This window comes from Sphingomonas sp. SUN039 (assembly GCF_024758725.1).
Classification (GTDB): Bacteria; Pseudomonadota; Alphaproteobacteria; order Sphingomonadales; family Sphingomonadaceae; genus Sphingomonas_O.
Window position 1 is genome coordinate 1,570,953 of record NZ_CP096972.1, and the last position, 23,290, is coordinate 1,594,242.

Annotated in this window: 23 protein-coding genes; 11 read left to right on the plus strand and 12 right to left on the minus strand. The window is 65.7% G+C overall.

Annotation, left to right across the window (positions count from 1 at the left end):
- Positions 1–10 precede the first annotated feature (10 nt).
- Complete coding sequence (locus tag M0209_RS07630; protein WP_258887684.1) at positions 11–862, minus strand: ABC transporter permease; 852 nt, start codon at positions 860–862, stop codon at positions 11–13.
- 65 nt (positions 863–927) lie between these two features.
- Here M0209_RS07630 and M0209_RS07635 point away from each other — a divergent pair, with 65 nt between their 5' ends.
- Positions 928–1,593 carry a GcrA family cell cycle regulator gene (locus M0209_RS07635; RefSeq protein ID WP_258887685.1) on the plus strand — a complete coding sequence of 222 codons (666 nt, stop codon included), beginning with the start codon at positions 928–930 and terminating at the stop codon, positions 1,591–1,593.
- 66 nt (positions 1,594–1,659) lie between these two features.
- Here M0209_RS07635 and M0209_RS07640 read toward each other — a convergent pair whose 3' ends face one another.
- Positions 1,660–2,220: a hypothetical protein gene (locus M0209_RS07640; protein WP_258887686.1), complete on the minus strand. Its 561-nt coding sequence runs from the start codon at positions 2,218–2,220 to the stop codon at positions 1,660–1,662.
- Positions 2,221–2,346: 126 nt separating this feature from the next.
- On the opposite strand from M0209_RS07640, the gene M0209_RS07645 reads away from it, so the two are divergent.
- Both M0209_RS07645 and M0209_RS07650 read left to right on the plus strand, forming a co-directional pair.
- Positions 2,347–3,012: a response regulator transcription factor gene (locus tag M0209_RS07645; RefSeq protein ID WP_258887687.1), complete on the plus strand. Its 666-nt coding sequence runs from the start codon at positions 2,347–2,349 to the stop codon at positions 3,010–3,012.
- Positions 3,009–4,367, plus strand: coding sequence for a HAMP domain-containing sensor histidine kinase (locus tag M0209_RS07650; RefSeq protein ID WP_258887688.1), 1,359 nt, complete (start codon positions 3,009–3,011; stop codon positions 4,365–4,367). The genes M0209_RS07645 and M0209_RS07650 overlap by 4 nt, the downstream gene beginning before the upstream one ends.
- A 140-nt stretch (positions 4,368–4,507) precedes the next feature.
- On the opposite strand, the gene M0209_RS07655 is transcribed toward M0209_RS07650, so the two are convergent.
- Entirely contained in the window at positions 4,508–6,223 is a 1,716-nt protein-coding gene (locus M0209_RS07655; protein WP_258887689.1) for a cyclic nucleotide-binding domain-containing thioredoxin-disulfide reductase, read from the minus strand.
- Positions 6,224–6,313: 90 nt separating this feature from the next.
- Positions 6,314–7,153: an outer membrane protein gene (locus M0209_RS07660; protein WP_258887690.1), complete on the minus strand. Its 840-nt coding sequence runs from the start codon at positions 7,151–7,153 to the stop codon at positions 6,314–6,316.
- A 173-nt stretch (positions 7,154–7,326) separates the two neighbouring features.
- Between M0209_RS07660 and parE the strand changes: the two genes are divergently transcribed.
- From parE to M0209_RS07675, 3 genes are read left to right on the plus strand one after another with little or no spacing between them, the layout of a single operon-like run.
- On the plus strand, positions 7,327–9,309 hold the full coding sequence (gene parE / locus M0209_RS07665; RefSeq protein WP_258887691.1) for a DNA topoisomerase IV subunit B: 1,983 nt from the start codon (positions 7,327–7,329) through the stop codon (positions 9,307–9,309).
- A 36-nt stretch (positions 9,310–9,345) separates the two neighbouring features.
- Positions 9,346–9,615 carry an AbrB/MazE/SpoVT family DNA-binding domain-containing protein gene (locus M0209_RS07670; RefSeq protein WP_258887692.1) on the plus strand — a complete coding sequence of 90 codons (270 nt, stop codon included), beginning with the start codon at positions 9,346–9,348 and terminating at the stop codon, positions 9,613–9,615.
- Positions 9,616–9,619: 4 nt separating this feature from the next.
- Positions 9,620–10,003, plus strand: a complete 384-nt coding sequence (locus M0209_RS07675; protein WP_258887693.1) for a PIN domain-containing protein — start codon at positions 9,620–9,622, stop codon at positions 10,001–10,003.
- A gap of 11 nt (positions 10,004–10,014) precedes the next feature.
- Here the strand turns inward: M0209_RS07675 and M0209_RS07680 are convergent, their stop codons facing one another.
- The gene (locus tag M0209_RS07680; protein ID WP_258887694.1) at positions 10,015–10,662 is read right to left on the minus strand and encodes a hypothetical protein; all 648 of its coding nucleotides are present in this window, start codon (positions 10,660–10,662) and stop codon (positions 10,015–10,017) included.
- Positions 10,663–10,698: 36 nt separating this feature from the next.
- Positions 10,699–11,532, minus strand: a complete 834-nt coding sequence (locus M0209_RS07685; RefSeq protein WP_258887695.1) for a TIGR00266 family protein — start codon at positions 11,530–11,532, stop codon at positions 10,699–10,701.
- A gap of 83 nt (positions 11,533–11,615) precedes the next feature.
- On the opposite strand from M0209_RS07685, the gene M0209_RS07690 reads away from it, so the two are divergent.
- Positions 11,616–12,878 carry a class A beta-lactamase-related serine hydrolase gene (locus M0209_RS07690; RefSeq protein ID WP_258887696.1) on the plus strand — a complete coding sequence of 421 codons (1,263 nt, stop codon included), beginning with the start codon at positions 11,616–11,618 and terminating at the stop codon, positions 12,876–12,878.
- Positions 12,879–12,963: 85 nt separating this feature from the next.
- Positions 12,964–14,118 (plus strand): hypothetical protein, encoded by a 1,155-nt coding sequence (locus M0209_RS07695; RefSeq protein ID WP_258887697.1) that lies wholly within the window; start codon positions 12,964–12,966, stop codon positions 14,116–14,118.
- Here M0209_RS07695 and M0209_RS07700 read toward each other — a convergent pair.
- The 4 genes from M0209_RS07700 to M0209_RS07715 are packed head-to-tail and all read right to left on the minus strand — an operon-like array spanning position 14,115 to position 17,077.
- Positions 14,115–14,858 (minus strand): LysR family transcriptional regulator, encoded by a 744-nt coding sequence (locus M0209_RS07700; protein ID WP_258887698.1) that lies wholly within the window; start codon positions 14,856–14,858, stop codon positions 14,115–14,117. The two genes, M0209_RS07695 and M0209_RS07700, sit on opposite strands and share 4 nt — an antisense overlap.
- Positions 14,859–14,863: 5 nt before the next feature.
- Entirely contained in the window at positions 14,864–15,265 is a 402-nt protein-coding gene (gene apaG / locus M0209_RS07705) for a Co2+/Mg2+ efflux protein ApaG (protein WP_258887699.1), read from the minus strand.
- Positions 15,262–16,470, minus strand: coding sequence for a PLP-dependent aspartate aminotransferase family protein (locus tag M0209_RS07710; protein ID WP_258887700.1), 1,209 nt, complete (start codon positions 16,468–16,470; stop codon positions 15,262–15,264). Before M0209_RS07710 ends, apaG begins: the two co-directional genes overlap by 4 nt.
- A 16-nt stretch (positions 16,471–16,486) precedes the next feature.
- Complete coding sequence (locus M0209_RS07715; protein WP_258887701.1) at positions 16,487–17,077, minus strand: DNA repair protein RecO; 591 nt, start codon at positions 17,075–17,077, stop codon at positions 16,487–16,489.
- A gap of 76 nt (positions 17,078–17,153) precedes the next feature.
- On the opposite strand from M0209_RS07715, the gene M0209_RS07720 reads away from it, so the two are divergent.
- From M0209_RS07720 to M0209_RS07730, 3 genes are read left to right on the plus strand one after another with little or no spacing between them, the layout of a single operon-like run.
- Positions 17,154–18,170, plus strand: coding sequence for a WalW protein (locus M0209_RS07720; RefSeq protein WP_258887702.1), 1,017 nt, complete (start codon positions 17,154–17,156; stop codon positions 18,168–18,170).
- Entirely contained in the window at positions 18,167–19,312 is a 1,146-nt protein-coding gene (locus M0209_RS07725) for a GNAT family N-acetyltransferase (RefSeq protein ID WP_258887703.1), read from the plus strand. Before M0209_RS07720 ends, M0209_RS07725 begins: the two co-directional genes overlap by 4 nt.
- Positions 19,309–20,148 carry a cupin-like domain-containing protein gene (locus M0209_RS07730; RefSeq protein WP_258887704.1) on the plus strand — a complete coding sequence of 280 codons (840 nt, stop codon included), beginning with the start codon at positions 19,309–19,311 and terminating at the stop codon, positions 20,146–20,148. Before M0209_RS07725 ends, M0209_RS07730 begins: the two co-directional genes overlap by 4 nt.
- Here the strand turns inward: M0209_RS07730 and M0209_RS07735 are convergent.
- A complete protein-coding gene (locus M0209_RS07735) occupies positions 20,145–21,323 on the minus strand; it encodes an NAD(P)/FAD-dependent oxidoreductase (RefSeq protein ID WP_258887705.1) in 1,179 nt (392 codons plus the stop codon). The genes M0209_RS07730 and M0209_RS07735 overlap by 4 nt on opposite strands.
- Entirely contained in the window at positions 21,320–23,251 is a 1,932-nt protein-coding gene (gene uvrC / locus M0209_RS07740) for an excinuclease ABC subunit UvrC (RefSeq protein WP_258887706.1), read from the minus strand. Before uvrC ends, M0209_RS07735 begins: the two co-directional genes overlap by 4 nt.
- Positions 23,252–23,290 lie beyond the last annotated feature (39 nt).

Below are 23,290 nucleotides of genomic sequence, written 5' to 3' on the forward strand. Positions count from 1 at the left end.
CAACCGAATCCTAGCTCCGCAATTTCCACCCGCTTTTGAGCACGGCGTAGCAGATCGCGGTAAGCACCAGGTTGAGGCCGAGCAGGCCCAGCGCACCCACTGCTACTGGCGAGTCTGCCGCGCCGATGAAGCCGTAGCGGAACCCCGAAATCACATAATGGAACGGGTTGAACCGGCTGAATGTCTGGAAAGCGGGCGCAAGCCTGTCGATGGCGTAGAATGTCCCCGACAGCAGCGACAGCGGCGCCACAACAAAATTACCGACGACCGCGGCATGATCGAACTTCTCTGCCCAGATCGACGTCAGCACCCCGATCAGCGACAGCATCGCCGAACCCATCAGCCCGAACCAGATCACCGCCCAGAAATGCGTCACACCGACATGCACCCCCGGCCAGAACAGCATGACGACCCAGATCGCCGCGCCAACCAATATGGCGCGGGTCACGGCCCCGCCGACCAGCGCGGTCAGCAATTCGCCGACCGACAGCGGCGGCATCAGATAGTCGACGATCGTCCCCTGCATCTTGCCGACAAGCAGCGAGAAACTGGAATTGGCGAAGGCGTTCTGCATCATCCCCATGACAATGAGGCCGGGCGCGAGGAAGTCGGCGAACGCAATGGTCGCCCCACCGATGCCCACTGGCGTGCGCCCGCCGGTCGACACCGTGAAGATGGCAAGGAACAGCAGGGTGGTAATCGCCGGTGCCCAGATCGTCTGGAGCTGCACCTTGAAAAAACGGCGCACCTCCTTGATATAGAGCGTCTGCAACCCGCCCCAGTTGACGTTGGTGATGACCGGAACCCCCGGTTCGGCACGGATGGCGCTGGCGGGTGCGATTTTCTGGGGCTGGTCGTTCATGGCATGAGCGACTATCGGCTCCGCTTTCACCCTGCAACGGGCAAGCTTTGGGACGACCGATTTAGATGGCATGGACCGACGAGCGCATCGACCAGCTGAAGACGATGTGGGAAAAAGGCATGACCGCGAGCCAGATCGCGGAAACCCTTGGCGGGGTCAGCCGTAATGCGGTGATCGGCAAGGCCCACCGGCTGGCGCTGGAAGCGCGCCCTTCGCCGGTCAAGGCGAACGAACCCGAGCCAAAGGCCGCGGCACCGGCCCCCGCGCCTTCGCCGGTTACGCCAACGCCGCCCGCGCCCAAGCCTGCACCGCGCGTCGTGACAGAGGTCGTGGCGCGCCAGCCCGCGCCGCCGCCCTCGCCCTTCCCGCCCGCGATCCCCAGCGGCCCGACCGGCGCACAGCTGCGCTCCATCGGCCCCGGCGGCTTCCTGCGTCAGGGTCCGGGCGATCAGGCCCCGCCGGCGACTCCCGCACCGCCGCGCCGCCTTGTCCCCGCGCGGCCCAGTCCCGAGATTGCCGACAAGACCAGCCTGCTCGACCTTAACGACCGCATCTGCAAATGGCCGCTGGGTCATCCCGGCGAGCCCGATTTCCATTTTTGCGGCGACACGGTGAACCCGGGCTTCCCCTATTGCGTCGCGCATTGCGGGCAGGCGTATCAGGCCCAAATGCCGCGCCGCGACCGCCGCGCCCCGCCGCCGCTACCCTTCGGGGGGCCGCGCGTCCGCTGAACGGCGTTCGTGCCGGAGGGTAGATACGAAAAGGGCGCTGCATCGGTCGATGCAGCACCCTTTTCTTCATTGCTTGGCGGCAACCGGTGGCGTCTCGGGCGTTGTCGCAGGCGCAACCGGTGGCGGAGCCTCTCCACGCGGGCCATCCCCGCGCCAGCCGCGTTCTCCGTGGCGGCCGCCGCCATCGCGATCATGCCCGCCGTGCATCCCGCGCAGCGCCACGACCTTGCCGTCGGGACCGATCAGGAAGCTCGCATGCAGCGACCCGTTGCCGAAGCGGCCCTGCACCGTGACGGGCTGGCCGGTCGTGACCAGCGGCGCAGGCGACATCAGCCCGCCGAAATCGCGGCGCGGTTTGCCGGTATCGACCAATGTCTTGCCGCTGGCGTCGGCGAGGATGAAGCGGCTGCCGTAAACCTCGGCGACCTGTCCCTTCACCGTGATGACATTGCTGCCGTCCGCCAGCGACTTGATCGCGACCGGAGTCAGCGGGGCCATCTCGATCCCCGGCCGGGTTGCGCCGACGGTATAGGCACCGACGGCCCCCACGCCGACAAGGGCGACGGCGGCCAAGGCCAGCTTGGTACGCGACGCGGACCAGCGCGGCTTGACGGTTTCATTTTCCAAAATGCGACTCCTTTTCGTCGTTGATGGCGGCGTTCTAGGGTATCGACGGTCACCTGCGCTGAACCGCGCCGTTCAGATTGGGTTGAGGTTGGCGGCCTATCCCGCCGCCCGCGAAAGGACCGTCGTTTGCGTATCTTGCTGGTGGAAGACGATGCGACTTTGGCGGGGGCCATCGCCCGTGCGCTGCGCGCCGAGAACTTCGCCGTCGATATTGCGCCCGACGGCGAGGATGGCGGGCATCTCGGCTCGACCGAAATCTACGATGCGGTGGTGCTCGACCTCGGCCTGCCCAAGCGCGACGGCTGGTCGATCCTGCGCGAATGGCGGGCAGAGGGCCGGACGATGCCCGTCCTGATCCTGACCGCGCGCGACGGCTGGTCGGAAAAGGTCGAGGGGTTCAAGGCCGGGGCCGACGATTTCATGACCAAGCCCTTCCGCGTCGAGGAACTGGTGATGCGGCTGCGCGCATCGGTGCGGCGCGCCGCGGGTCATGCGGCGACGCGCATCGTCAGCGGGCCGCTGACCTTTGAGTCGCAGACCGGCGTATTCGAACTCGACGGCCTGCCGCTGAAATTGACGGCGTTCGAATGGCGCGTACTGTCGTGCCTTGCCTTGCGCGCGGGCACGGTCGTCGAGCGCAGCCAGCTGATCGAGCGGGTGTACGAGGGCGATGCCGATGTCGATTCGAACACGCTCGACGTCATCGTCTGGCGGCTGCGGAAAAAGCTGGGCCCGGCAATGATCGAGACAGTGCGCGGGCGCGGGTACGAGCTGACCGGGAAGCGCGAATGAGACTGGTGCCGCGCTCGCTTTACGGACGGCTGCTCGCCAGCGCGGGCCTGTTCATCGTCATCGCGCTGGTCGCGGCGGGGCTGTCGATCGGCAATGTCCTCGAACGTTTCGTGATGCGCGGGCTCGATGCGCGGCTCGACGCGCAGATTTCGCTACTGGTGCGCGCGGTGCGGCCCGATGGCAGTCTCGATACGGCGCTCGCGGTCGATGCCCCGCCGTTCGACCGGCGCGGGTCGGACTGGGCGTGGCAGATTCGTGCGCCCGATCAGGTGCTGCGTTCGGAGTCGCTCGGCACGGCGGCGATGCCCGATCCGGTGCTGCAACCGCGGCGCGAACGCCATTGGCGCGAGCGCGGCAACGAGCCGCGACCGGTCGACGGCATCAGCCGCAGCGGCGGTGCGGTGCATTTCCGCATTCTCACGCTGGAGACACCGCGCGGGCCGGTCGTCATTACCGCCGCGGGTCCGCGCGCCATTGCCGAACGGCCCTTGCGACAGGCACTGGTACCGCTGACCTGGTCGCTGCTGATTCTCGGCATCGTGCTGATCGCCGCGATCTTCCTGCAACTCCGCTTCGGCCTGCGCCCGTTACGCGGGCTACAGGCGTCGCTGGCGGCGGTGCGACAGGGGCAGGCGCGGCACGTGCCGCCCGACCAGCCACTCGAACTGCGCGGCCTGGTCGACGAACTCAACGCGCTGATCGACCAGAACGAGGCGGGGCTGGAGAATGCGCGCCGCCATGTTGCCAATCTGGCGCACGGCCTGAAAACGCCGCTCGCCGCGCTCAGGGTCAAGCTCGATGAAGGTGGACACGACCCCGACGGTGCCTTGCGCGAACTTGCCGAACGGATGGATGCGAGCATCCGCCACCACCTCGCCCGTGCGCGTGCCGCAGCCCCCGGGCGACCCGAGCGGCAGGCGACGCCGCTGCACCCGCATGTTGCCGATCTGGTCGACACGTTGGCCCGCATCCACGGCGACCGCAAACGGGCAGTCGAAATTGCGGTCGCGTCCGATCTGGCCGTCGCGTGCGACCCGCAGGACCTGGACGAGATGCTCGGCAATCTGCTCGATAATGCGTGGCGCTGGGCCGGCACGACGATCCGCATCTCGGCGACACCGGCAGGCACGACCGTGGCGATCACGATAACCGACGATGGCCCCGGGCTGACGGCGGAAGCGCGCGACGCCGCGCTGGTCGCCGGACGCCGCCTCGACGAGCGCGGTGATGGGCACGGCTTCGGCCTGTCGATCACCCGCGAACTGGCCGAGCTTTATGGCGGCACGCTGGCACTTGGCGAAGCGGACAGCGGCGGGCTGGCGGTAACGCTGACTTTGCCGAAAACGACGGCGTGAACTTACCTCTTCGCCGAGCGCCAGCGAGGTGCTCGTTCGAGCGTTAGCGAGAACACTTCGCTTACGACGAGAGACCTCGCTGACGCTCGGCCGGACTACTCGCTAACGCTCGAAGAAGAGGACAACAGAACAGCCCCGCGTCAGCCGGTCCCCCCGACATCGGCCAGATAACCGTGCAGTTGCGCGACGACGGCCGCGCCCTCGCCCACCCCCGCCGCAACGCGTTTAACCGAACCGGCGCGCACGTCGCCGATGGCGAATACACCGGGGATGCTGGTTTCGAGCGGCATCGGCTTGCGGTCCAGATGCCACCCCGCCCCTTTCAGCGCCTCACCCTCCAACGCGTCGCCGGTCATCACGAACCCCTTGCGGTCGCGCACCGCGTCGCATTCGCCCAGCCACGCCGAATTGGGATCGGCCCCGATGAACAGGAACAGGTAGCGGCTGTCGCAGCTTGCCTCCTCGCCCGTATCGCGGTTGCGCCATGTCACCCCGGTCAGCCCGTCCTTGTTGCCATGCAGTTCGCTGATCTCGCTGCCGACATGGAGGGTGACATTGGGCAGCGCGGCGATCCGTTCGATCAGATAGTTCGACATCGTCTCCGCCAGCGGACGGCGGACGACGAGGTTCACCTTGTTGCAATGGCCCGCGAGGAACACCACTGCCTGCCCCGCCGAATTGCCGCCGCCGACCAGCGCGACTTCCTCGCCCTTCACCAATCGCGCCTCGATGGGCGACGCCCAGTACGATACGCCGCGCCCTTCATAGCGTTGCAGCCCCTGCACCGACGGGCGGCGGTAGGCCGCACCGCTGGCCACAACGATGCTGCGCGCCCGCACCCGGCGTCCGTCGCCGAGCACAAGGCTGGGCGTCTTGCGGCTGCAATCGAGCTTTTCGACGGTCACCGGAATCGCGATCTGCGCCCCGAATTTCTGTGCCTGTCCGAACGCGCGGCCCGCGAGCGCCTGCCCCGAAATACCGGTCGGAAAACCGAGATAATTCTCGATCCGCGCCGATGCCCCCGCCTGTCCGCCGTAGGCGCGCGCGTCGAGCACCACGACGCTCAACCCTTCCGATGCGGCATAGACCGCCGCCGCCAGCCCCGCAGGGCCAGCCCCCACGATCGCGACGTCGAACGTCGTCGCGGTATCGATGGTATCGAGCCCCAGACAATGCGCGAGCGCGCGGTCGGTGGGGTTGCGTAGCACTTCGCCATTGGGACAGACCGCAATCGGCAGGTCGTCGTCGGACACGCCGAAGCGTTCGATCAGCGCCTTGGCATCGTCGTCGGTCGCGGGGTCGAGCACGGTTTTGGGCGTGCCGTTGCGCTCGCAGAACGTCTCCAGCCGGACAAGGTCGGGCATTCCAGCCGTACCGATCAGGATCGGGCCGCCCGCCCCGCTCTGGATCAACGATACCCGGCGCAGAATGAGCGCGCGCATCACCATTTCGCCGATGGCGGCATCGACGATCAGCAATTGCCTGAGCGCCTCAGGCGTCAGCAGCAGCACCTCGACCGGCCCGCGTGCGCGCCCGTCGACCAGTGCGGGACGCCCGGCGAGTTGACCGGTTTCGGCGAGGAACTGGCCCGGCCCCTGCTCGACGATGGTGACGTCATGGCCCCCGGCGTCGCGGTTGGTGATGACCACCCATCCCGAAAGCATGACGAAGAAGCCCGGGCCTTCCTTGCCCCGCTCGAATAGCAGGTCGCCGTCAGCAAAACTCAGGCGCTCACCGAGTTTGGCGATGCGGTCGATCTGTCCGGCGTCGAGCGCCGGAAACATCTGCTCCGCGCGGTCGGCCAGCGGCGCGTCAGCGAGAACGACGAAACTGTCTTCAGGGTCCGGCAGGTCCATCGGGTTCGCCTTTCGCGTTCACCCGTTGGTGGGGGCACGGCGCGGCACTTGCAAGGGGGCGGGCCGATACCCGCCCCCTTGTACCATCGCCTAGAAGCGGAACGTCGCGACCGCGCGGATCGCGTGCCAGCGGAAGCGGTTGTCGCTGCGCTGGAAATCGGTGCCGCCGGCACCCGCCAGCAGGAACGGGTTGGTCGCGGGCGCCGTGCCCGCGCCGACGCGGACGCGACCCTTGTTGTCCTTCAAATCGGTGTAGAGATATTCGAGGCCGATCGAGAAGTTCTTGCCGATCTTCTGCTCGACGCCGCCGCCGCCAGCATAGCCCCAGGCGTCGCTGTTACCGCTGACCGTGAAGCTGTTCGCGGTGTTCGACGTGGTAAAGCTGTTGCGGACCTTGCCATAGGCCCCGCCGCCGGTCGCATAGAACAGCGTCGAGTTGTTCGGCGTGTAGCCGACACGGGCACGCAGCCCGGCGTTGTAGCGCAAGTCACGCGTCATCGTGTAGAAAGCGGGCGTAGTGCTGAATGCCGACACGCTGTCGGTGATTTCGGCACGGCCGCCCTCGGCGACGAGCCCGAACACGATCGGTCCGCGCTGGATGTCGAACCCGACGCGGCCCATATATTCGATGGCGTCCTTGTCCTTCGTACAGGCGGTGGGCTGGGCCGATGTCGCCGCGCCGCCGCAGAAGCCGGGCGAAAACGCGTTGGCACCCGCCGCTGTGGTCACCGTGTCGCCGAACGACCCGTTAAGGTCGCGGTCGAACAGGATCGACGAGGTCGCGCCGTCATTGGGCTGGACCGCTGCGCCCACCGAGCCGCCAATGTAGAAACCGCTGAAACCCTTGTCGTCGGTGTCCTGCGCCATGGCCGGAGCGGCACCGAGAACGGTTGCCAGCGCGGCCGTTGAAATCAAAGCATACTTAAACATCGCAATACCTCTGCGTGTGTTGGGGGAGCCGCAGATACGAACGGCGGCGCGGATGGATGCGTGCTGCGGTGCAATATTTTTTCATGTGGCCCGAATGTCACGGCGGTTCGCCGCATATCGAGCGCGCGGGACCGCTTGCGCGACGGACTCGCGCGGCCCTATGGCTGTGCGCGATGACCGACCTGTTCGAAGCCGCGCCCGTCCCGCAATCCGGCAATTACGACGCCTCGTCGATCGAGGTGCTGGAGGGATTGGAGCCCGTCCGTCGCCGCCCCGGGATGTATATCGGCGGCACCGATGAGCGCGCCTATCACCACCTCGCCGCCGAAGTGCTCGACAATGCGATGGACGAGGCGGTGGCGGGCCATGCGACCCGGATCGAGGTGATGCTCGACACCGGCAACCGCGTGACGATCACCGACAACGGGCGTGGCATCCCCGTCGATCCGCACCCGAAATTCCCCGACAAGTCGGCGCTCGAGGTCATCATGTCGACGCTTCATTCGGGCGGGAAGTTCGACGGCAAGGCCTATGCTACCTCGGGCGGCCTGCACGGCGTGGGGGTGAGCGTCGTCAACGCGCTGTCGAGCGAGACGGTGGTCGAGGTCGCGCTGAACAAGCAACTCTATCGCCAGAGCTTCTCGCGCGGGACAACGCTCGGACCGCTCGAAAGGCTCGGACCGACGCCCAACCGGCGCGGCACGACGGTCAGCTTCGTCCCCGATACCGAGATTTTCGGCCCCGAAATGGGGTTCAAACCTGCGCGGCTGATGAAGCTGGTGCGCTCGAAGGCGTATCTGTTTGCCGGCGTCGAAATCCGCTGGAAATGCGCGCCTGAACTGATTTCCGACGACACGCCCGCCGAAGCGGTGTTCCAGTTTCCCGGCGGCCTCGCCGATCACCTGCGCGAACAAGTCGGCGAGCGCGAATGCGCGACGGCACAATTCTTCGCGGGACGGCAGGATTTTCCGGGCGAGCAACAGGGCCGCGTCGAATGGGCCGTCGCCTGGCCGTTGTGGAGCGAGGGCAGCTTCAGCTGGTATTGCAACACCATCCCGACACCCGATGGCGGGACGCACGAAGCGGGGCTGCGTGCGGCGCTGGTCAAGGGGCTGCGCGCGTTCGGCGCGCTGGTCGGCGTCAAGAAGGCCGCCGACATCCAGCCCGAAGACGCGATCGCGCCGTCCGAAATCATGCTGAGCGTCTTTATCCGCGACCCGCAATTCCAGTCGCAGACCAAGGACCGGCTGACCTCGCCCGAGGCGGCGCGGCTCGTTGAAAATGCGGTCAAGGATCATTTCGACCATTTCCTGACCGACAATATGGAGCGTGGCCGCGCGCTCCTCACCTATGTTATCGACCGCATGGACGAGCGGCTGGCGCGGCGCGCCGAACGCGAAATCAAACGCAAGACAGCGACTTCAGCGCGAAAGCTGCGCCTTCCCGGCAAGTTGACCGACTGTTCGGCGGACAGCCCCGAGGGCACCGAACTCTACATCGTCGAGGGCGACAGCGCGGGCGGCAGCGCGAAACAGGCGCGCGACCGCAAAACACAGGCGATCCTCCCCATTCGCGGCAAAATCCTCAATGTCGCGAGCGCAACCGCCGACAAAATCCGCGCGAACAGCGAGATCGCCGACCTGATCCTCGCGCTCGGGTGCGGCGTGCGCGACAAATGCGACGCAGCAAACCTGCGCTACGAGCGCGTCGTCATCATGACCGACGCCGACGTCGACGGCGCGCACATCGCGACGCTGCTGATGACATTGTTCTTTCAGGAAATGCCCGACATCGTGCGCAAGGGGCATGTCTACCTTGCCCAGCCGCCGCTCTATCGCCTGACCGTCGGTGCCAAGTCCGCCTACGCCCGCGACGACGCGCACCGCGCCGAACTCGAGGCGTCGATCTTCGCGGGCAAAAAAGTCGAGGTCGCGCGCTTCAAGGGGCTCGGCGAAATGAACCCGTCGCAGCTCAAGGAAACGACGATGGACCCGCGCACACGGACGATGCTGCGCGTGACGCTCCCGCAGGAATACGAGGAACGCGCAAGCGTCCGCGACCTCGTCGACCGCCTGATGGGCAAGAATCCGGAGCACCGCTTCAACTTCATCCAGGAGAATGCGGCAAGGGTGGATGAAGAGGCGATCGATGCTTGATTGACATTTTAGTATATAAATGTCATTTTCTGGAATATGGGCATCGAACTGAAAATTGCCGCAAATGGCCGGATTGTCATTCCTCGCGACGTGCGGCGCGCACTCGGTGTCGAGAAGGGCGGCACGCTGATCCTCGATAACGACGGAAGCAAGTTTAGCCTGCAATCCAGAACCCAGAGAGTGACCGAGGCGCGGGCCATCGCGGCTGCAGCGTTCGCCGGATACCAAGGCGATCCGCTTGACGATTTTCTGAAAGATCGTGCCGAGCAGCGGATTCGCGAACGCGAGCGAGCAGAAAACCGTTAGCCGCATGGCGGATCACGTCATCGACGCATCGGCCGTCGTCGCACTTCTCAAGCCGGAACCGGTAACCGATGAATTCGCGGCGATGTTCGCCGGAAATCCGATCTCGGCGGTCAACTATTCGGAGTCGGCCGATTATTTCGCGCGCCTCGGTCTCGACCGCGATGCGATCCACGCCATGCTCGACCGCCTCGAAATGCGGATCGTGCCCTTAGACGAAGGACTTGCACTGGATGTCGCAATGCTCAGGCCCGTCGATCTCAACTCTTCATTGGGCGATCGCTGCTGCGTAGCATTGGCCAAACGCCTCGGCATCCCGGTTCTGACCGGCGACCATCCGATGGCCAAGATCGCAAGTGCGGCAGGTGTGACGCTGAACTTGTTCAGGTGAGCCTGAGTCCGCTAGCGAGGCAATGGCAGTTGTGTCGGCCAGCCAAAGCCATAACGACCGTCATAGTAAGTCACCTTCAGATACCTCAGGTCAGCCTCCCAATCGGAAATGGCCTGTTGAAGGGTGTCCGTACGGCGACGTTTTGCACTGCGAGCAAAGGCGGCAAGAGATTCGGCCAGTTTGCGCAAACGCGTGCCACTTTCTGGATCGCCCCATCCCCGCATATAGGCAGGACCAATCAGCGGCGGCAGGCTTTCTGCATAAGCCGTATCCAGAATTGCTCTTCTATTCTGTGGGCTTAGACCCTGCGCGATGCCAACATGATAGCCGAGGAATGCCAGCATTCCTAAAGGTTCTAACTCGCCCGCAACGCCGTTCCCGCCACCACCATCCGTGACTTCGGTCGATGGCCAAGGAAAACGATCGGGGTCCAGCAAAGCCAATCGGGACCGGCTGGCCCACTCGGACAAGATTGCATCTCGTAACGCGACGGCCAAGGGCGACGTTTCGTTCTCGTGTCGACCTGCAAGAAATGGCACGAGCTTCAGCCAGATGCCCTGGATTTGGAACAGAGAACGACGTGGCAGGGCTTCGATAGTCCTCGGCACGAGGTGCCCGAACTTTTCGCGAAAACCGCCTTGAACCTTGGTCGACTGCATCGATTTGCCGCCTTAACTCAGGCCGGACCGTTGGCCCTACCGATTCCCCCCGATCAAATCCCCCAGTCCCCCAAGCACACTCCCCTCGCCCGCGTTGCTCCCGCCCGTCGGTCCGATCTGCGCTGCGATCCGCCCCGCCAGCCGCGAGAAGGGGAGCGACTGGATCCACACATGGCCCGGCCCGGTCAGCCGCGCGAAGAACGCGCCTTCGCCGCCGAAGACCATCGATTTAATGCCGCCCGCCTGCACCAGGTCGAAGGTGACGCTCGGCGTATAGGCGGCCAGACACCCGGTATCGACATGGAGTTCCTCGCCCGCGCGCAGCTCGCGTTCGACCACGGTGCCGCCCATCTGGACGAACACCCAGCCGTCGCCGTCGAGTTTTTGCATGATGAAGCCTTCGCCGCCGAACAGCCCGGTCATCACGCGGCGCTGGAACTGGATGCCGATCGACACGCCTTTGGCCGCGGCGAGGAACGCGTCCTTCTGGCAGATCAGCGTACCACCATAGTCCGACAGCCGAAGCGGCAGGATCGACCCCGGCGTGGGGGCCGCAAACGCGACGCGCGCCTTGCCCTGCCCGCCGTGCGTAAAGACCGTCGTGAACAGGCTCTCGCCCGTCACCAGTCGTTTGCCCGCGCCGAGCAGCTTGCCCATGAACCCGCCGCCCTGATCGCCGCTGCCGTCGCCGAACACGGTGCTCATCGCGACGCTCGCGTCCTTCCACACCATTGCCCCGGCCTCGGCGACCGCGCTTTCGCCGGGATCGAGTTCGATCTCGACGAACTGGAGTTCCTGCCCCTTGATCTCGAAGTCGATATCGTCGGCACTGCCTGCTGCCTTGTGGTGCGTCCAGGGATTGCTGGCCATCTTGCTCTCCGTCGTTGCGTGCTTGCGGCAAAGTGGCGATAGCAGCGGCATCCGGCAACCGCCGATGCAAAGGATTTTCATCGATGGCCCGCTTCCTCGCGCTCCTGCTGTTGGTTGTCGCAGGGATGGCCCATGCGGATACCCCCTCTCCCGCGCTCGCGGCACGCGCCCAGAGCGTCCTCGCACTGCTGCGCGACGCCAAGGCCGACGAAACGGCATTCGCGCCCGCATTCCTCGCGCAGGTGCCCGCCGCACAGGTCGAGGGCATCGCGAAGGAACTCCGCACCGCCAACGGTCCGGTGATCGGCCTGACCAGGCTCGATCCGGAAAGCGCGCTGCAAGGCGTGGCGACGATCGACTATGCCAATGCGACCGTCACCGTGCGCCTCGCCATCGAAGCCCCCGAGCCGCACCGGCTGATCGGGTTGCTGATCACCGGCGTCGCGCGACGCGGCGACAGTTTCGACGCCGTCATCGGCGACCTCAAGAAACTGCCCGGCACGGCCGCGCTGATCGTCGCCAAGCTGGGCGAGGACAAGCCTGTGCCGTTCGCCGCACTGAACCCCGACACGCCGCTGGCAACGGGATCGGTGTTCAAGCTGTTCGTGCTCGCCGAGGTCGCCCGCGCGGTCGAGGTGAAGGAACGCAAATGGTCCGATGTCGTCCCGCTGGGACCGCCGTCGCTGCCGTCGGGAGTCACCCAGAGCTGGCCGAAGGAACTGCCCGTCACGCTCGCGACGCTGGCAACGCAAATGATCTCGATCAGCGACAACACCGCCACCGATACCCTGGTCGCCGCACTGGGGCGGCCAAAAGTCGACGCGATGCGTGCAAGCGTTGGGACCACGCCGGGATCACTGCCGTTGCTGACCACACTCGATGCCTTCGCGCTCAAAATGCCCGCCCGCGACGCTTTGCGGAAACGCTGGATCGCGGGTGGGTTGTCCGAGCGACGCCAGGTGCTCAACGAGCTGGAACCGGTCGCGGGCGAGATCGATGCCGCCGCGCTCGCGGGGCCGCCGCTGCACATCGACACCGTCGAATGGCCCGCAACAATGACCGAAATCGCGAGGGTACTCGACCGCCTGCGCCGTTCGAGCGACGCAACCGCGCTCGGCATCCTCGGCGTCAATCCTTCGCTCTCGCCAACCGAGCGGGCGCGTTTCGACGCGGTGGGATACAAGGGCGGCTCGGAAACAGGGGTGATTGCGATTAGCTGGCTGCTCAAAACCAGATCGGGCGACTGGTATGCCGTTGCAGGTGCGTGGAACGATCCAGCCAATGCCGTCGATGGAACCGCCTTTTCCGCCCTGATGGCACGTACGGTTGCGCTTGTCGGCAAATAAACCCCGTGCTATTTCGATAATACACCCCCCGGAGTTGTTTGCGATGCTTGGCTTTCGTTCGTCTGTCGCCCTTGCGGCGTTGCTTTTGGCTGCACCGGCCTATGCCGCATCCGACGACACAATTGTTGTCACGGCAAAGTCGCTGAAACAAACGGCAGCCGATCTCGCCGCCTGCCTCGCGCGCAACTGTCCGCCGGATCAGGATGTGAAAGCGACGCTGGCGCATGCCGAAAACCAGTTCGTCGCAGGCGATTACAAGAATGCGCGCACGACGCTGCTCAAATCGGTCGCGCGCAACCGCAAGCATGGCGACGCCTATCCCATCCCCGTATCGGACTTGATGCGCGGCAACGCCCGTGTCGCAGCCCATCTGGGAGAAGGCAGCAATTTCCAGTCCTCGACCATCGCCTCGCGCGACATCCTGCGAAAGGGCTTCGGCGCGAACGATGCCAAGGCGCTGGTCGGCGACATCGAGGTCGGCGACATGCGCGCCAAACTCGGCTATCCCGATGAGGCGGAACGAATCTATAAGGGTGTCGGCGAACGCGCCGCCGCTGCAAACCTGCCCTGGATCGTCTCGGCGACCGAAATCCGCCAGGCGATGCTGAAGCTGGCGAGCGAGCTGCCGACCGATCAGAAGGAAGGTCGCGACCGCCTTGTTCGCCTGTCGCAGGGCACCGACCCGGCCTATCGCGGCACCCGCATCGCAGCCAAAATCCTGCTTGCGCGAAGCGATCGGAAGGCTGGACGCGACGATAGCACGACCAAGGCGCTGCTCGCCGAATATGCCGCCGCCGGAGGCACCCAGACTCCCACACTTTTGTTCGCCGCCCCGATCAAACAAGCGGAGGCACCTCGCGGTGGCGCGGGCGAGGGTCGCACCCAGACCACACAGCTGGCAACCAAGAGTTTCGACGGGCAGTGGTTCGACATCGGCTTCTGGATCACGCCCGACGGACATACGTCGGAGATCGAAGTCATCCGCAAAAGCGGTGCCGACAATCTTTTCGTGAAGCCTGTGATCGACTCGATCCAGAGCCGTGTCTATGCGCCGCTGAAGCGCGAACCCGGCGACCCCGGCGTCTATGCGGTCGAGCGCTACTCGATGACGTCGCTGTGGGTCGATGACAACACCGGCACCCGCATCCGCATGCGGTCGCCGGTTCCGCGCATCGAACGCATGGACCTGACGCCCGACCAGATCGTCGAGACACCCAAGTCGGCAGGTACGACGGGTTAGCCGATCAGCGCGGCGACCAGCGCCCTGACTTTCTTCTGTCGCCATTGCGGTAGCGGTGCGACGAGCCAGTAACCGCGCGGATCTTCGAGCGTCGGCGCGGTTGCGGCGAGCATCGCCGGGACCAGTGCCCGACCCAGCCTCGCATGCGCAGCATCGAGCGCGAGCCCGGCATCGGCGACGGTTAGACCGCCGGTCGCCGGTTCCGGACTGTCGGGCCAGCCGATGACCTCTCCCTCCCCCACGGCGGCAAAACCGCGCGGACCGATCTCGGCCCCTTCATGCCCGCCGGGCGATGCATCGAAGCAGATCGCGAGATCGAGATTGGCCTCGGTGAAATCGAGGCCGTGATCGCTGGCGACCAGCGCAAAGCGAAGCTCTGGATCGGTCGCTCGATAGGCTTCGAGCCGGGGTAGCAACCATTTGGCGGTCAGGTCGCGCGGGGCGGCAATGGTCAGCGATTTCGACGACTGCCCCGCCTGCATCGCGCGCACCGATTCCTCGAAGCTCAGGAAACCGCGGCGCAACTCGACCAGCCCCGCCTCGCCTTCCGGCGTCAGTTCCAGCCCCTTGGGTGTGCGCCGAAACAAGACGGTCCCGAGCGTATCCTCGAGCGCGCGGATCTGCTGCCCGACCGCAGCAGGCGTCACCGCCAGTTCGTCCGCAGCACGCGTGAACGACAGATGCCGCGCCGCCGCATCGAGGACGCGCAGGCCGTTGAGCGGCAGGTGGGTACGCTTCACCCGACCTATCCCCGCGCCGTCACGGGTGCCGTCAGCGCGAACTTCGGGATCGCGGCGGGAAAGGACGATCCGTCCTCGCCGACCATCTGGTAACTCCCTTGCATCCAGCCGGTCGGTGTTGTCAGCGGACACCCCGAAACATAGTCGTACGACGCGCCCGGCGCGATGACCGGCTGCTCGCCGACGACGCCGTCGCCCTCGACCTGGTGCCGCGCACCACGCCCGTCGGCGATGGTCCAGCTGCGTGTCATCAACTGTACCGCCATCGGCCCGTCATTCTCGATGCGAATATGATAGGCCCAGAACCACCGCGATTTTTCCGGCTCGGACTGTTCGGGCAGGAAACTGACCGAGACGCGCACCGTCACGCCCCGCGTCGTTTCGGAATAGGGGAACAAGCCTTTCACAGGCCCACTTTCGTCAGCGCACGGTCGAGGTCGTCGATGACGTCGAGCGGGTCTTCGAGGCCGATGTTGATGCGGATCATCCCTTCGCCGACCCCCATGATGTCGCGCGCTTCGGGACCGACGCTGTGATGCGTCGTCGAGGCCGGGTGCGTCGCCAGGCTGCGCGAATCGCCGATGTTGTTCGAGATATCGACGAGCTCCAGCGCGTTGAGCAGGTCCATCGCCTGTCGCCGTCCGCCGTCGAGGACGAACGAGAAGATCGGCCCGCATGCCTTCATCTGCGCCGCTGCCAGATTGTGCTGCGGATGGCTTGGCAGCCCCGGGTGGAGCATCACCGGCACGCGTCCCTCCAGAAATTTCCCGACCTTCATCGAGTTTTCCGACTGACGCATCGCGCGCAGGTCGAGCGTCTCGAGCCCCTTCAACACGACCCAGGCATTGAACGGCGACAGGTTCGGCCCGGTATTGCGCTGGAACGGCAGCAGTTTCTCGTTGATGAACTCAGCCGACCCGGCCACCGCCCCGGCCAGCACACGACCCTGCCCGTCCATCATCTTGGTCGCCGAATAGGCCACGACATCTGCGCCGAAATCGAGCGGGCGTTGCAGCACCGAAGTCGCGAATGCGTTGTCTACGACCGTGGTGATGCCGTGCGCCTTGGCCAGCCCGCAGACGAAACCCATGTCGACGATGTCCATCGTCGGATTCGCGGGCGTCTCGAAAAAGAAGACCTTGGTGTTCGGCTGAATCGCCGCTTCCCATGCCGCATTGTCGCGGCTGTCGATGGTCGTCGTGGTAATGCCCCAGCGCGGCAGCAAGCTGTCGGTCAGCCAGCGACACGACCCGAATGCCGCCCTCGCCGCCACGACATGGTTACCGGTATCGAGCTGGCAGAGCAGCGCCGCCGTCATCGCCGCCATGCCGGTCGCCTGGGCGCGGCACGCCTCGGCTCCCTCCATCAGCGCGATCCGGTGTTCGAGCATCTCGACGGTCGGGTTCTGCAGCCGCGAATAGGTCATCCCCTCCGCCTCGCCTGCGAACCGCGCTGCAACCGTTTCGGCGTCGTCGTAAGTATAGCCCGACGACAGGATCAGCGCCTCACTGGTTTCGCCCCATTCGGTCCTTACGGTACCGCCGCGCACGGCTTGCGTCGCGGGGCGCCAATGGCGGGTGATCTCGGGGTTCTGGCCGTCTCTGCGCTTCATGGCCGCCGCTTTGCCTTCACGCCAAGGCGCGCGCAAGCCGCTCGACAAGCCGCCCACGCGCATCGAGCGGTCGCGCCCGGCGTTCGGTCAGGATATTGTCGGCAAGACGCTGTCCGTTGCGGCGCAGCGCAGCGAGCGCATCGACAGGCTTTGCCGCCTCCGCACCATAGCCCAGTTCAGCGAGTACGACCTCCTCATAGCCGATCAGCGCCGCTGCCCATGTCCTTGCCGAGGGAGCCGATTCGATGGCTGTCAGCACCCCGTCGAGCGCCGAATGAATGCGCGGATAGGGCTGCCCCTCGGGCAGGGCCGCTGCGGCCAGCGCCGTCGTCCATTCGATGGCGGCGGCAGCCAGCGGTTCGCCGAGCAGGGCGGTCCGTGCCCTCACCATCTCGACCGTCAGCGCGGGCAATTGCGTTTCGACCCGCGCGCGGAGTTCGGCCTTGACCACATTTCCCGGCGACAGCACCGGGCGCAGCTGGCGCGACCGCCCGCCGCGCACATAGCCCGCGAGCAGCCCGTGCTCGCCCGCCAGCAGCCGCACTATCGCCCCGCGCTCGCCGTGTGCGCGCACCCCGACGATTATGGCCTCGCACTCGATCCGCATCGAACGAGCAAACGCCGTCGTTGACGCTTTTGTAAAGCCCATATGGCATAGCGACATCATTCGTCAGGGGTTTTGCGTGCAGGCCGAACAGATCGACATCGAAGCGAGGCTGGACGTGCCGCCGTCGGAGGACGCGCGGCTGCACCTGCCCGACAGCTTCGGTACCCGCTTCGCGATGTTCGGCGATGCCGAGGAGGAGTTCGACTGGAACGGCCCGTTCCGGCGCGAATCGACATCGACCGCAACGATCCGCGCCTTGCCCGAAGCGAACGCGCGGTTTCGCGCAGCCGGGCTCGATCCGTGCTGGATGGTCGATTGGCCGGTCGTCGACAACCCCGACAGCGGCACGATCATGCGCGAACTCGTCGCCAGCGGCGAATGTACGGTCGGGACGCAGCTTCACCCCTGGGTGTCGCCGCCGTTCGAAGAGGAAGTGACGCGCCGCAACAGCTATACCTGCAACCTGCCCTATGACCTTCAGCGCGAAAAGCTGCGTCGCCTGACCGACCGGATCGAAGAAGTCACGGGCGCGCGCCCGACCGCCTATCGCGCCGGTCGCTACGGAGTCGGGCGTCATACCGCCAGCCTGCTCCGCGAATTCGGCTATGCGCTCGACGTGTCGGTGCGGTCGTGCTTCGACTATCGCAGCCAGGGCGGGCCGAATTTTTCTCGCCACCCGCTATGGCCGTGGAAGGTCGGTGACGGCCTCTACGAATTGCCGCTGAGCACCGCCTATACTGGACACTTCAACCGCTGGCCGGGACTGTATCTCGCCGAATCGATTCGCGGGACGCTGGCGCGAACCGGCCTGCTCGCCCGCATTCCGTTGACGCCCGAGGGCGTGCCGCTGGCCGATGCACTCGAAGCCATCGAGGCTTTGCTTGGCGAGGGCCACAGGCTGTTCAGCTTGTCGTTCCACACGCCCTCGCTGGTACCGGGACATACGCCCTATGTGCGCGATGCCGCCGATCTCGCGACCTTCTGGCGCTGGTGGGACGGGGTGTTCGACCGGTTCGCGGCGCGCGGCGTGACGGCGGTCGGTTCGGACGAGATCGTCGCGGCGTTCCGCGCCGCCGATGGCGTTTCGGCATGAACGCCCCGCTGCGTCATCCGGTGCTGCCCGCGCCCGCGCAGGTAGCGGTACGACGCCGTTCGGAAATCGTGCCGTTGCGCGCCTATCTCGCCGATCCCGACGAAAGCTGGGACGCGATTGCGGCGCGGCCCAGCGAACCGAATGCCTTTGCCGAGCGCTGGTTTGTCGAAGCAAGCGTGCGCCATCTCGATGTCCCTGCTGACGCGCGGATGCTCGTCGTCCGTGCGGAAGGACAGCTGATCGGCATGCTGCCGATTATCGTCGCGCCGAAATACGGCCGGATGCCGGTGCGGCACGTAGAAAACTGGCTGCATTACAACAGCTTCCTCGGCGCGCCGCTCGTCCGGCGCAGTTTCGAGGCCTATTTCTGGCACCGCGCGCTGGCATTGCTCGACGCCGATCCCGATGCGCCGTCTTTTCTGCACCTGGTCGCGCTCGACGGACAGGGGCCGCTTGCCCAGGCGTTGCGCCGAGCACGGACCGGAACAGCCGTCGTCCATCGGAGCAAGCGCGCGCTGCTTCAGTCGGACCTTTCGCCGAACGACTATTACGAAGCGACCGTTCGCAAGAAGAAGCGCAAGGAAATCGGTCGTTTGCAGCACCGGCTCGCCGAACTGGGTAATGTCGGATTCAGCCGCCTTACAGTCGCGAGCGACCTCGACGGCTGGATCGACAGCTTCCTCGCACTGGAGGCCAGCGGGTGGAAGGGCCGCGACGGCGCGGCACTTGCCAACGCGCGCGATACCGAGAATTTCGTGCGCGACGCGCTGCGCGGCGCGTTTGCGGCGGGACGGCTGGAAATGATCCGTCTCGACGTCGATGGCCGCACGATTGCAATGCTGGTCAATTTCCTGACGCCGCCCGGCAGTTTCAGTTTCAAGATCGCGTTCGACGAGGACTATGCGCGCTTCTCGCCCGGCGTTCTGATCCAGCTTGAAAACCTCAAAATCCTCGAAACGCCGGGGATCGGCTGGATGGACAGTTGCGCGGTCGAGGGGCATCCGATGATCGAAAGCCTGTGGGCCGAGCGCCGCGAGATCGTGCGGATCAGCGTGCCCTTGAAGGGCAAGCGCCGCCGCGCGACCTTTGCCGCGTGTCGCGCTCTGGAGACGGCTTCGGCGCTGGTCAGGAAAGCGCTGTGACTGCCTTCCCCAAGCTCGACCGCTTTGACGTACTCTATCCGGAAACGCCCGGCATCGTGGCGCACAGTCTTGCCGATCATCCGATGTTCGGCCTCGACGAACTGGCCGCACTCGCCGCACGGCTCGACCCGGCAACGGTCGAGTATAATCGCGGCGACCTGCCCACCGGCGTCGATCCCGACGCGATCCCGCAGAACGGCCTGTCGATCGCGGAGACGATTCGCGGAATCGAGACCAACGGATCGTGGATGGTGCTGAAATTCGTCGAGCGCGACCCGGCCTATGGCGCGTTGCTCAAGGCGACGCTCGACGAATTGCTGCCCGTCGTCACGCCGCGCACCGGGGCGATGCACCAGCTTGAGGCGTTCATCTTTGTCTCAAGTCCTAATTCGGTGACGCCGCTGCATTTCGACCCTGAGCACAATATCCTGATGCAATTGCGCGGCACCAAGACGATGACGGTATTCCCTCAAACCGACGAGGAGATCGCGCCCGGCGACGCGCACGAGCGCTTTTATCAGGGGCTGGCGCACAGAAACCTGCCCTGGCACGACGATTATGCGCCACGCGGGCATGCGTTCCACCTCAGCCCCGGTGACGGCATGTACGTGCCCGTGATGGCCCCGCACTGGGTGCAGAACGGGCCGGGTGTGTCGATCAGCTTTTCGGTGACTTGGCGCTCGGACTGGACGTATGCGGTGGCGGACGCGCACGCGCTGAATGCGGTACTGCGGCGGACCGGGCTTAGCCCCGCGCGACCTGCGCGCTACCCCGCACAGAACCGCGCCAAGGCTCTCGCTTGGCGGGCAATGCGGCGGATGGGGATCGGTCGCTAAACCGCCTGCCCCGCCGCAACGCCGCTCGCCCAGGCCCATTGGAAGTTGTAGCCCCCCAGCCAGCCGGTGACATCGACCGCCTCTCCGACGACGTAAAGTCCCGGCACGCGGCGCGCCTCCATTGTCTGAGACGACAGTTCCGCTGTCGAGATGCCGCCGACGGTGACCTCTGCCTTGGCGAACCCTTCGGTCCCGTTGGGATGGAAAGCCCAGGCGGCCAGAAGCCGCTCTGCCGCTTCCAGCGCTTCGTCCTTGTGGCTGACAAGGTCGCCGACGAGACCGATCCGGTCCGCCAGAGTGTCGGCCAGACGGGCGGGAACCGCCGTGCCGAGCGCCGCCTTGACCGAACCACGCGGCGTTGCACGTTTGGCTGCGCGCAACCAATCGCGCGGCGCATCGGGCAGGAAATCCACCGTCACCGCCTCGCCATGCCGCCAGTAGGACGAGACTTGCAGCATCGACGGCCCTGACAGACCGCGGTGGGTGAACAGCGCTGCCTCGCGGAACGCTGCCTTGCCGGCACGCGCCACGACCTCGGTCGCCACGCCCGACAGTTCGCGAAACAGCACGTCATCGCCGCCGAGCGTCAGCGGTACGAGCGCCGGTCGCGGCTCGACCACTTTCAGACCGAACTGCCGCGCGAGGTCATAGGCAAAGCCCGTCGCGCCGATCTTCGGGATCGATGGGCCGCCCGTCGCGATGACCAGCGACGGCGCGGAAGAGACTTGCCCGTCATGACGGACGACGAACCGCCCGTCGGCATGGGAAACCTCCGCAACCCCTTGCCCGAACGCGAAAACCACGGACCCGCGCACGCATTCATCCATCAGCATCGCGACAATCTGCTTCGCCGACCCGTCGCAGAACAGCTGCCCCAGTGTCTTTTCGTGCCATGCGATACCGCGCCGCTCGACCAGATCGACAAAGTCCTGCGGCCGGTACCGCCCCAGCGCCGACTTGGCGAAATGCGGGTTCGCCGACAGAAACCGGTCAGGCGCGGTGTGGAGGTTGGTGAAATTGCACCGCCCGCCGCCCGAGATCAGGATCTTGCGCCCCGGTTCGTCATTGTGATCGACGACCAGCACCCGCCGCCCGTGCTTCCCGGCAGTCGCGGCGCACATCAGCCCTGCCCCGCCCGCACCCAGGACGATCGCGTCGTAGCTGACGTCCGTCACTCGGCCAGCGCCGAGGCGTGGAAATAGTCGTAAACCTGTAGCGCGACCGCCTCGCTCACGCCTGGTGCCATCTGCAAGTCTTTCAGCGATGCGTTCTTCACAGCGCGCGCGGTGCCGAAGTGCATCAGCAGCGCCTTTTTCCGTGCAGGACCGATACCCGGCACATCGTCGAGCGTGCTCGTCACCAGCGCCTTGGCCCGCTTCGTCCGGTGCGCGCCGATGGCGAAGCGGTGCGCCTCGTCGCGCAGGCGCTGGAGGTGGAACAGCACGGGGGCGTTCATCGGCAACGCAATCTCGCGCCCGTCGGGCAAATGAAACGTTTCGCGTCCGGCGTTTCGGTCCGGCCCCTTGGCGACGCCGACGATGGGCACGTCCTCGACCCCCATCGCGTCGAGCACACCCTTCACTGCCGACACCTGCCCCTTGCCGCCGTCGATCAGGAGGAGATCGGGCCAGGTGCCGTTCTCGCGGTCGGGGTCTTCCTCCATGGCGCGGGAGAACCGGCGTTCGAGCACTTCGCGCATCATGCCGAAATCGTCGCCTGCGATGGTCTCCGGGCGCTTGATGTTGAACTTGCGGTACTGGCCCTTCTGGAACCCCTCCGGCCCCGACACGATCATCGCCCCGACCATGTTGGTGCCCATAATATGGCTGTTGTCGTACACCTCGATCCGTTGCGGCGGGCCTTCAAGGTCGAACAGCTCGGCAATCTCGCCCAGCAATTTCGCCTGTGTCGTCGATTCGGCGGCGCGGCGGTCGAGGGCTTCCTCGGCGTTGCGTTTGGCCTGCGCCACGAGGCGGACGCGGTCTCCGCGCTGCGGCTGGGCGATTGTTACCTTGCGCCCTGCCCGCTCACCCAGTGCCTCGCACAGCAATTCCTGTTCGGACACAAGCTGGTCGGTCAGGATCGTCGCGGGCGGCGGCACTTCGTCGTAGAATTGCAGCATGACACTCGCCAGCGCTTCGTCCTCGGGCACGTCGGCGGTGTGTTGCGGGAAGAATGCCCGATGCCCCCAATTCTGCCCGCCACGGATGAAAAACGCCTGCACACAGGTAACACCGCGCTTCGCCGCCAGCGCCCAGATATCGGCATCGCCCACGCCATCGGCGTTGATCGATTGCGACCCCTGGATGAAGGTCAAAGCCTTGAGCCGGTCGCGCAGCATCGCCGCGCGTTCGAAATCCATGGATTCGGCTGCGTCCTGCATCGCCGCGCCAAGCTTGGCCTGAACCTGCGTCTTCTTGCCGCCCAGGAACGCCTTCGCATCGGCGACAAGCTCGGCATAGTCCGACTCGCTGATGCGACCCACGCACGGCGCCGAACACCGCTTGATCTGGTAGAGCAGGCACGGCCGGTCGCGGCGCGAGAAAAAGCCGTCAGAACAGCTCCGTAGCAGGAACAGCTTTTGCAACGCGTTCAGCGTGGTGTTGACCGACCCGGCACTCGCAAACGGGCCATAATAATTCCCCTTTGCCCGCCGCGCGCCGCGATGCTTCGAGATGCGCGGGAAAGCATGATCGGCGCGAAGCAGAATGAAGGGGAAACTTTTGTCGTCGCGCAACAGCACGTTGTACGCGGGGCGATAGCGCTTGATCAGCTGCCCTTCGAGCAGCAGCGCTTCCGCCTCGTTATTCGTCGTGACGATGGTCATGCCACGCGTCTGCGCGATCATCCGCTGGAGCCGCCTGGGGAGCCGCGCGACCTGCACATAATTGGCGACGCGGTTTTTCAGGACGCGCGCCTTGCCGACATACAATACATCGCCGCGCGCGTCGGTCATACGATAGACGCCGGGCTTCGATGGCAATGTTTTCAGGACATTGCGGATCGCCGCGACCCCGGCATCGAGATCGGGCGCATCGCTGCCCTTGACCGTATAGGTCGCGGCATCTTCGTTGAAACGATCAGGGGACTGCGGGCGCGACATTCCAGCGATCTAGGGCGCGCGCCCGCGGGATGCTACCGG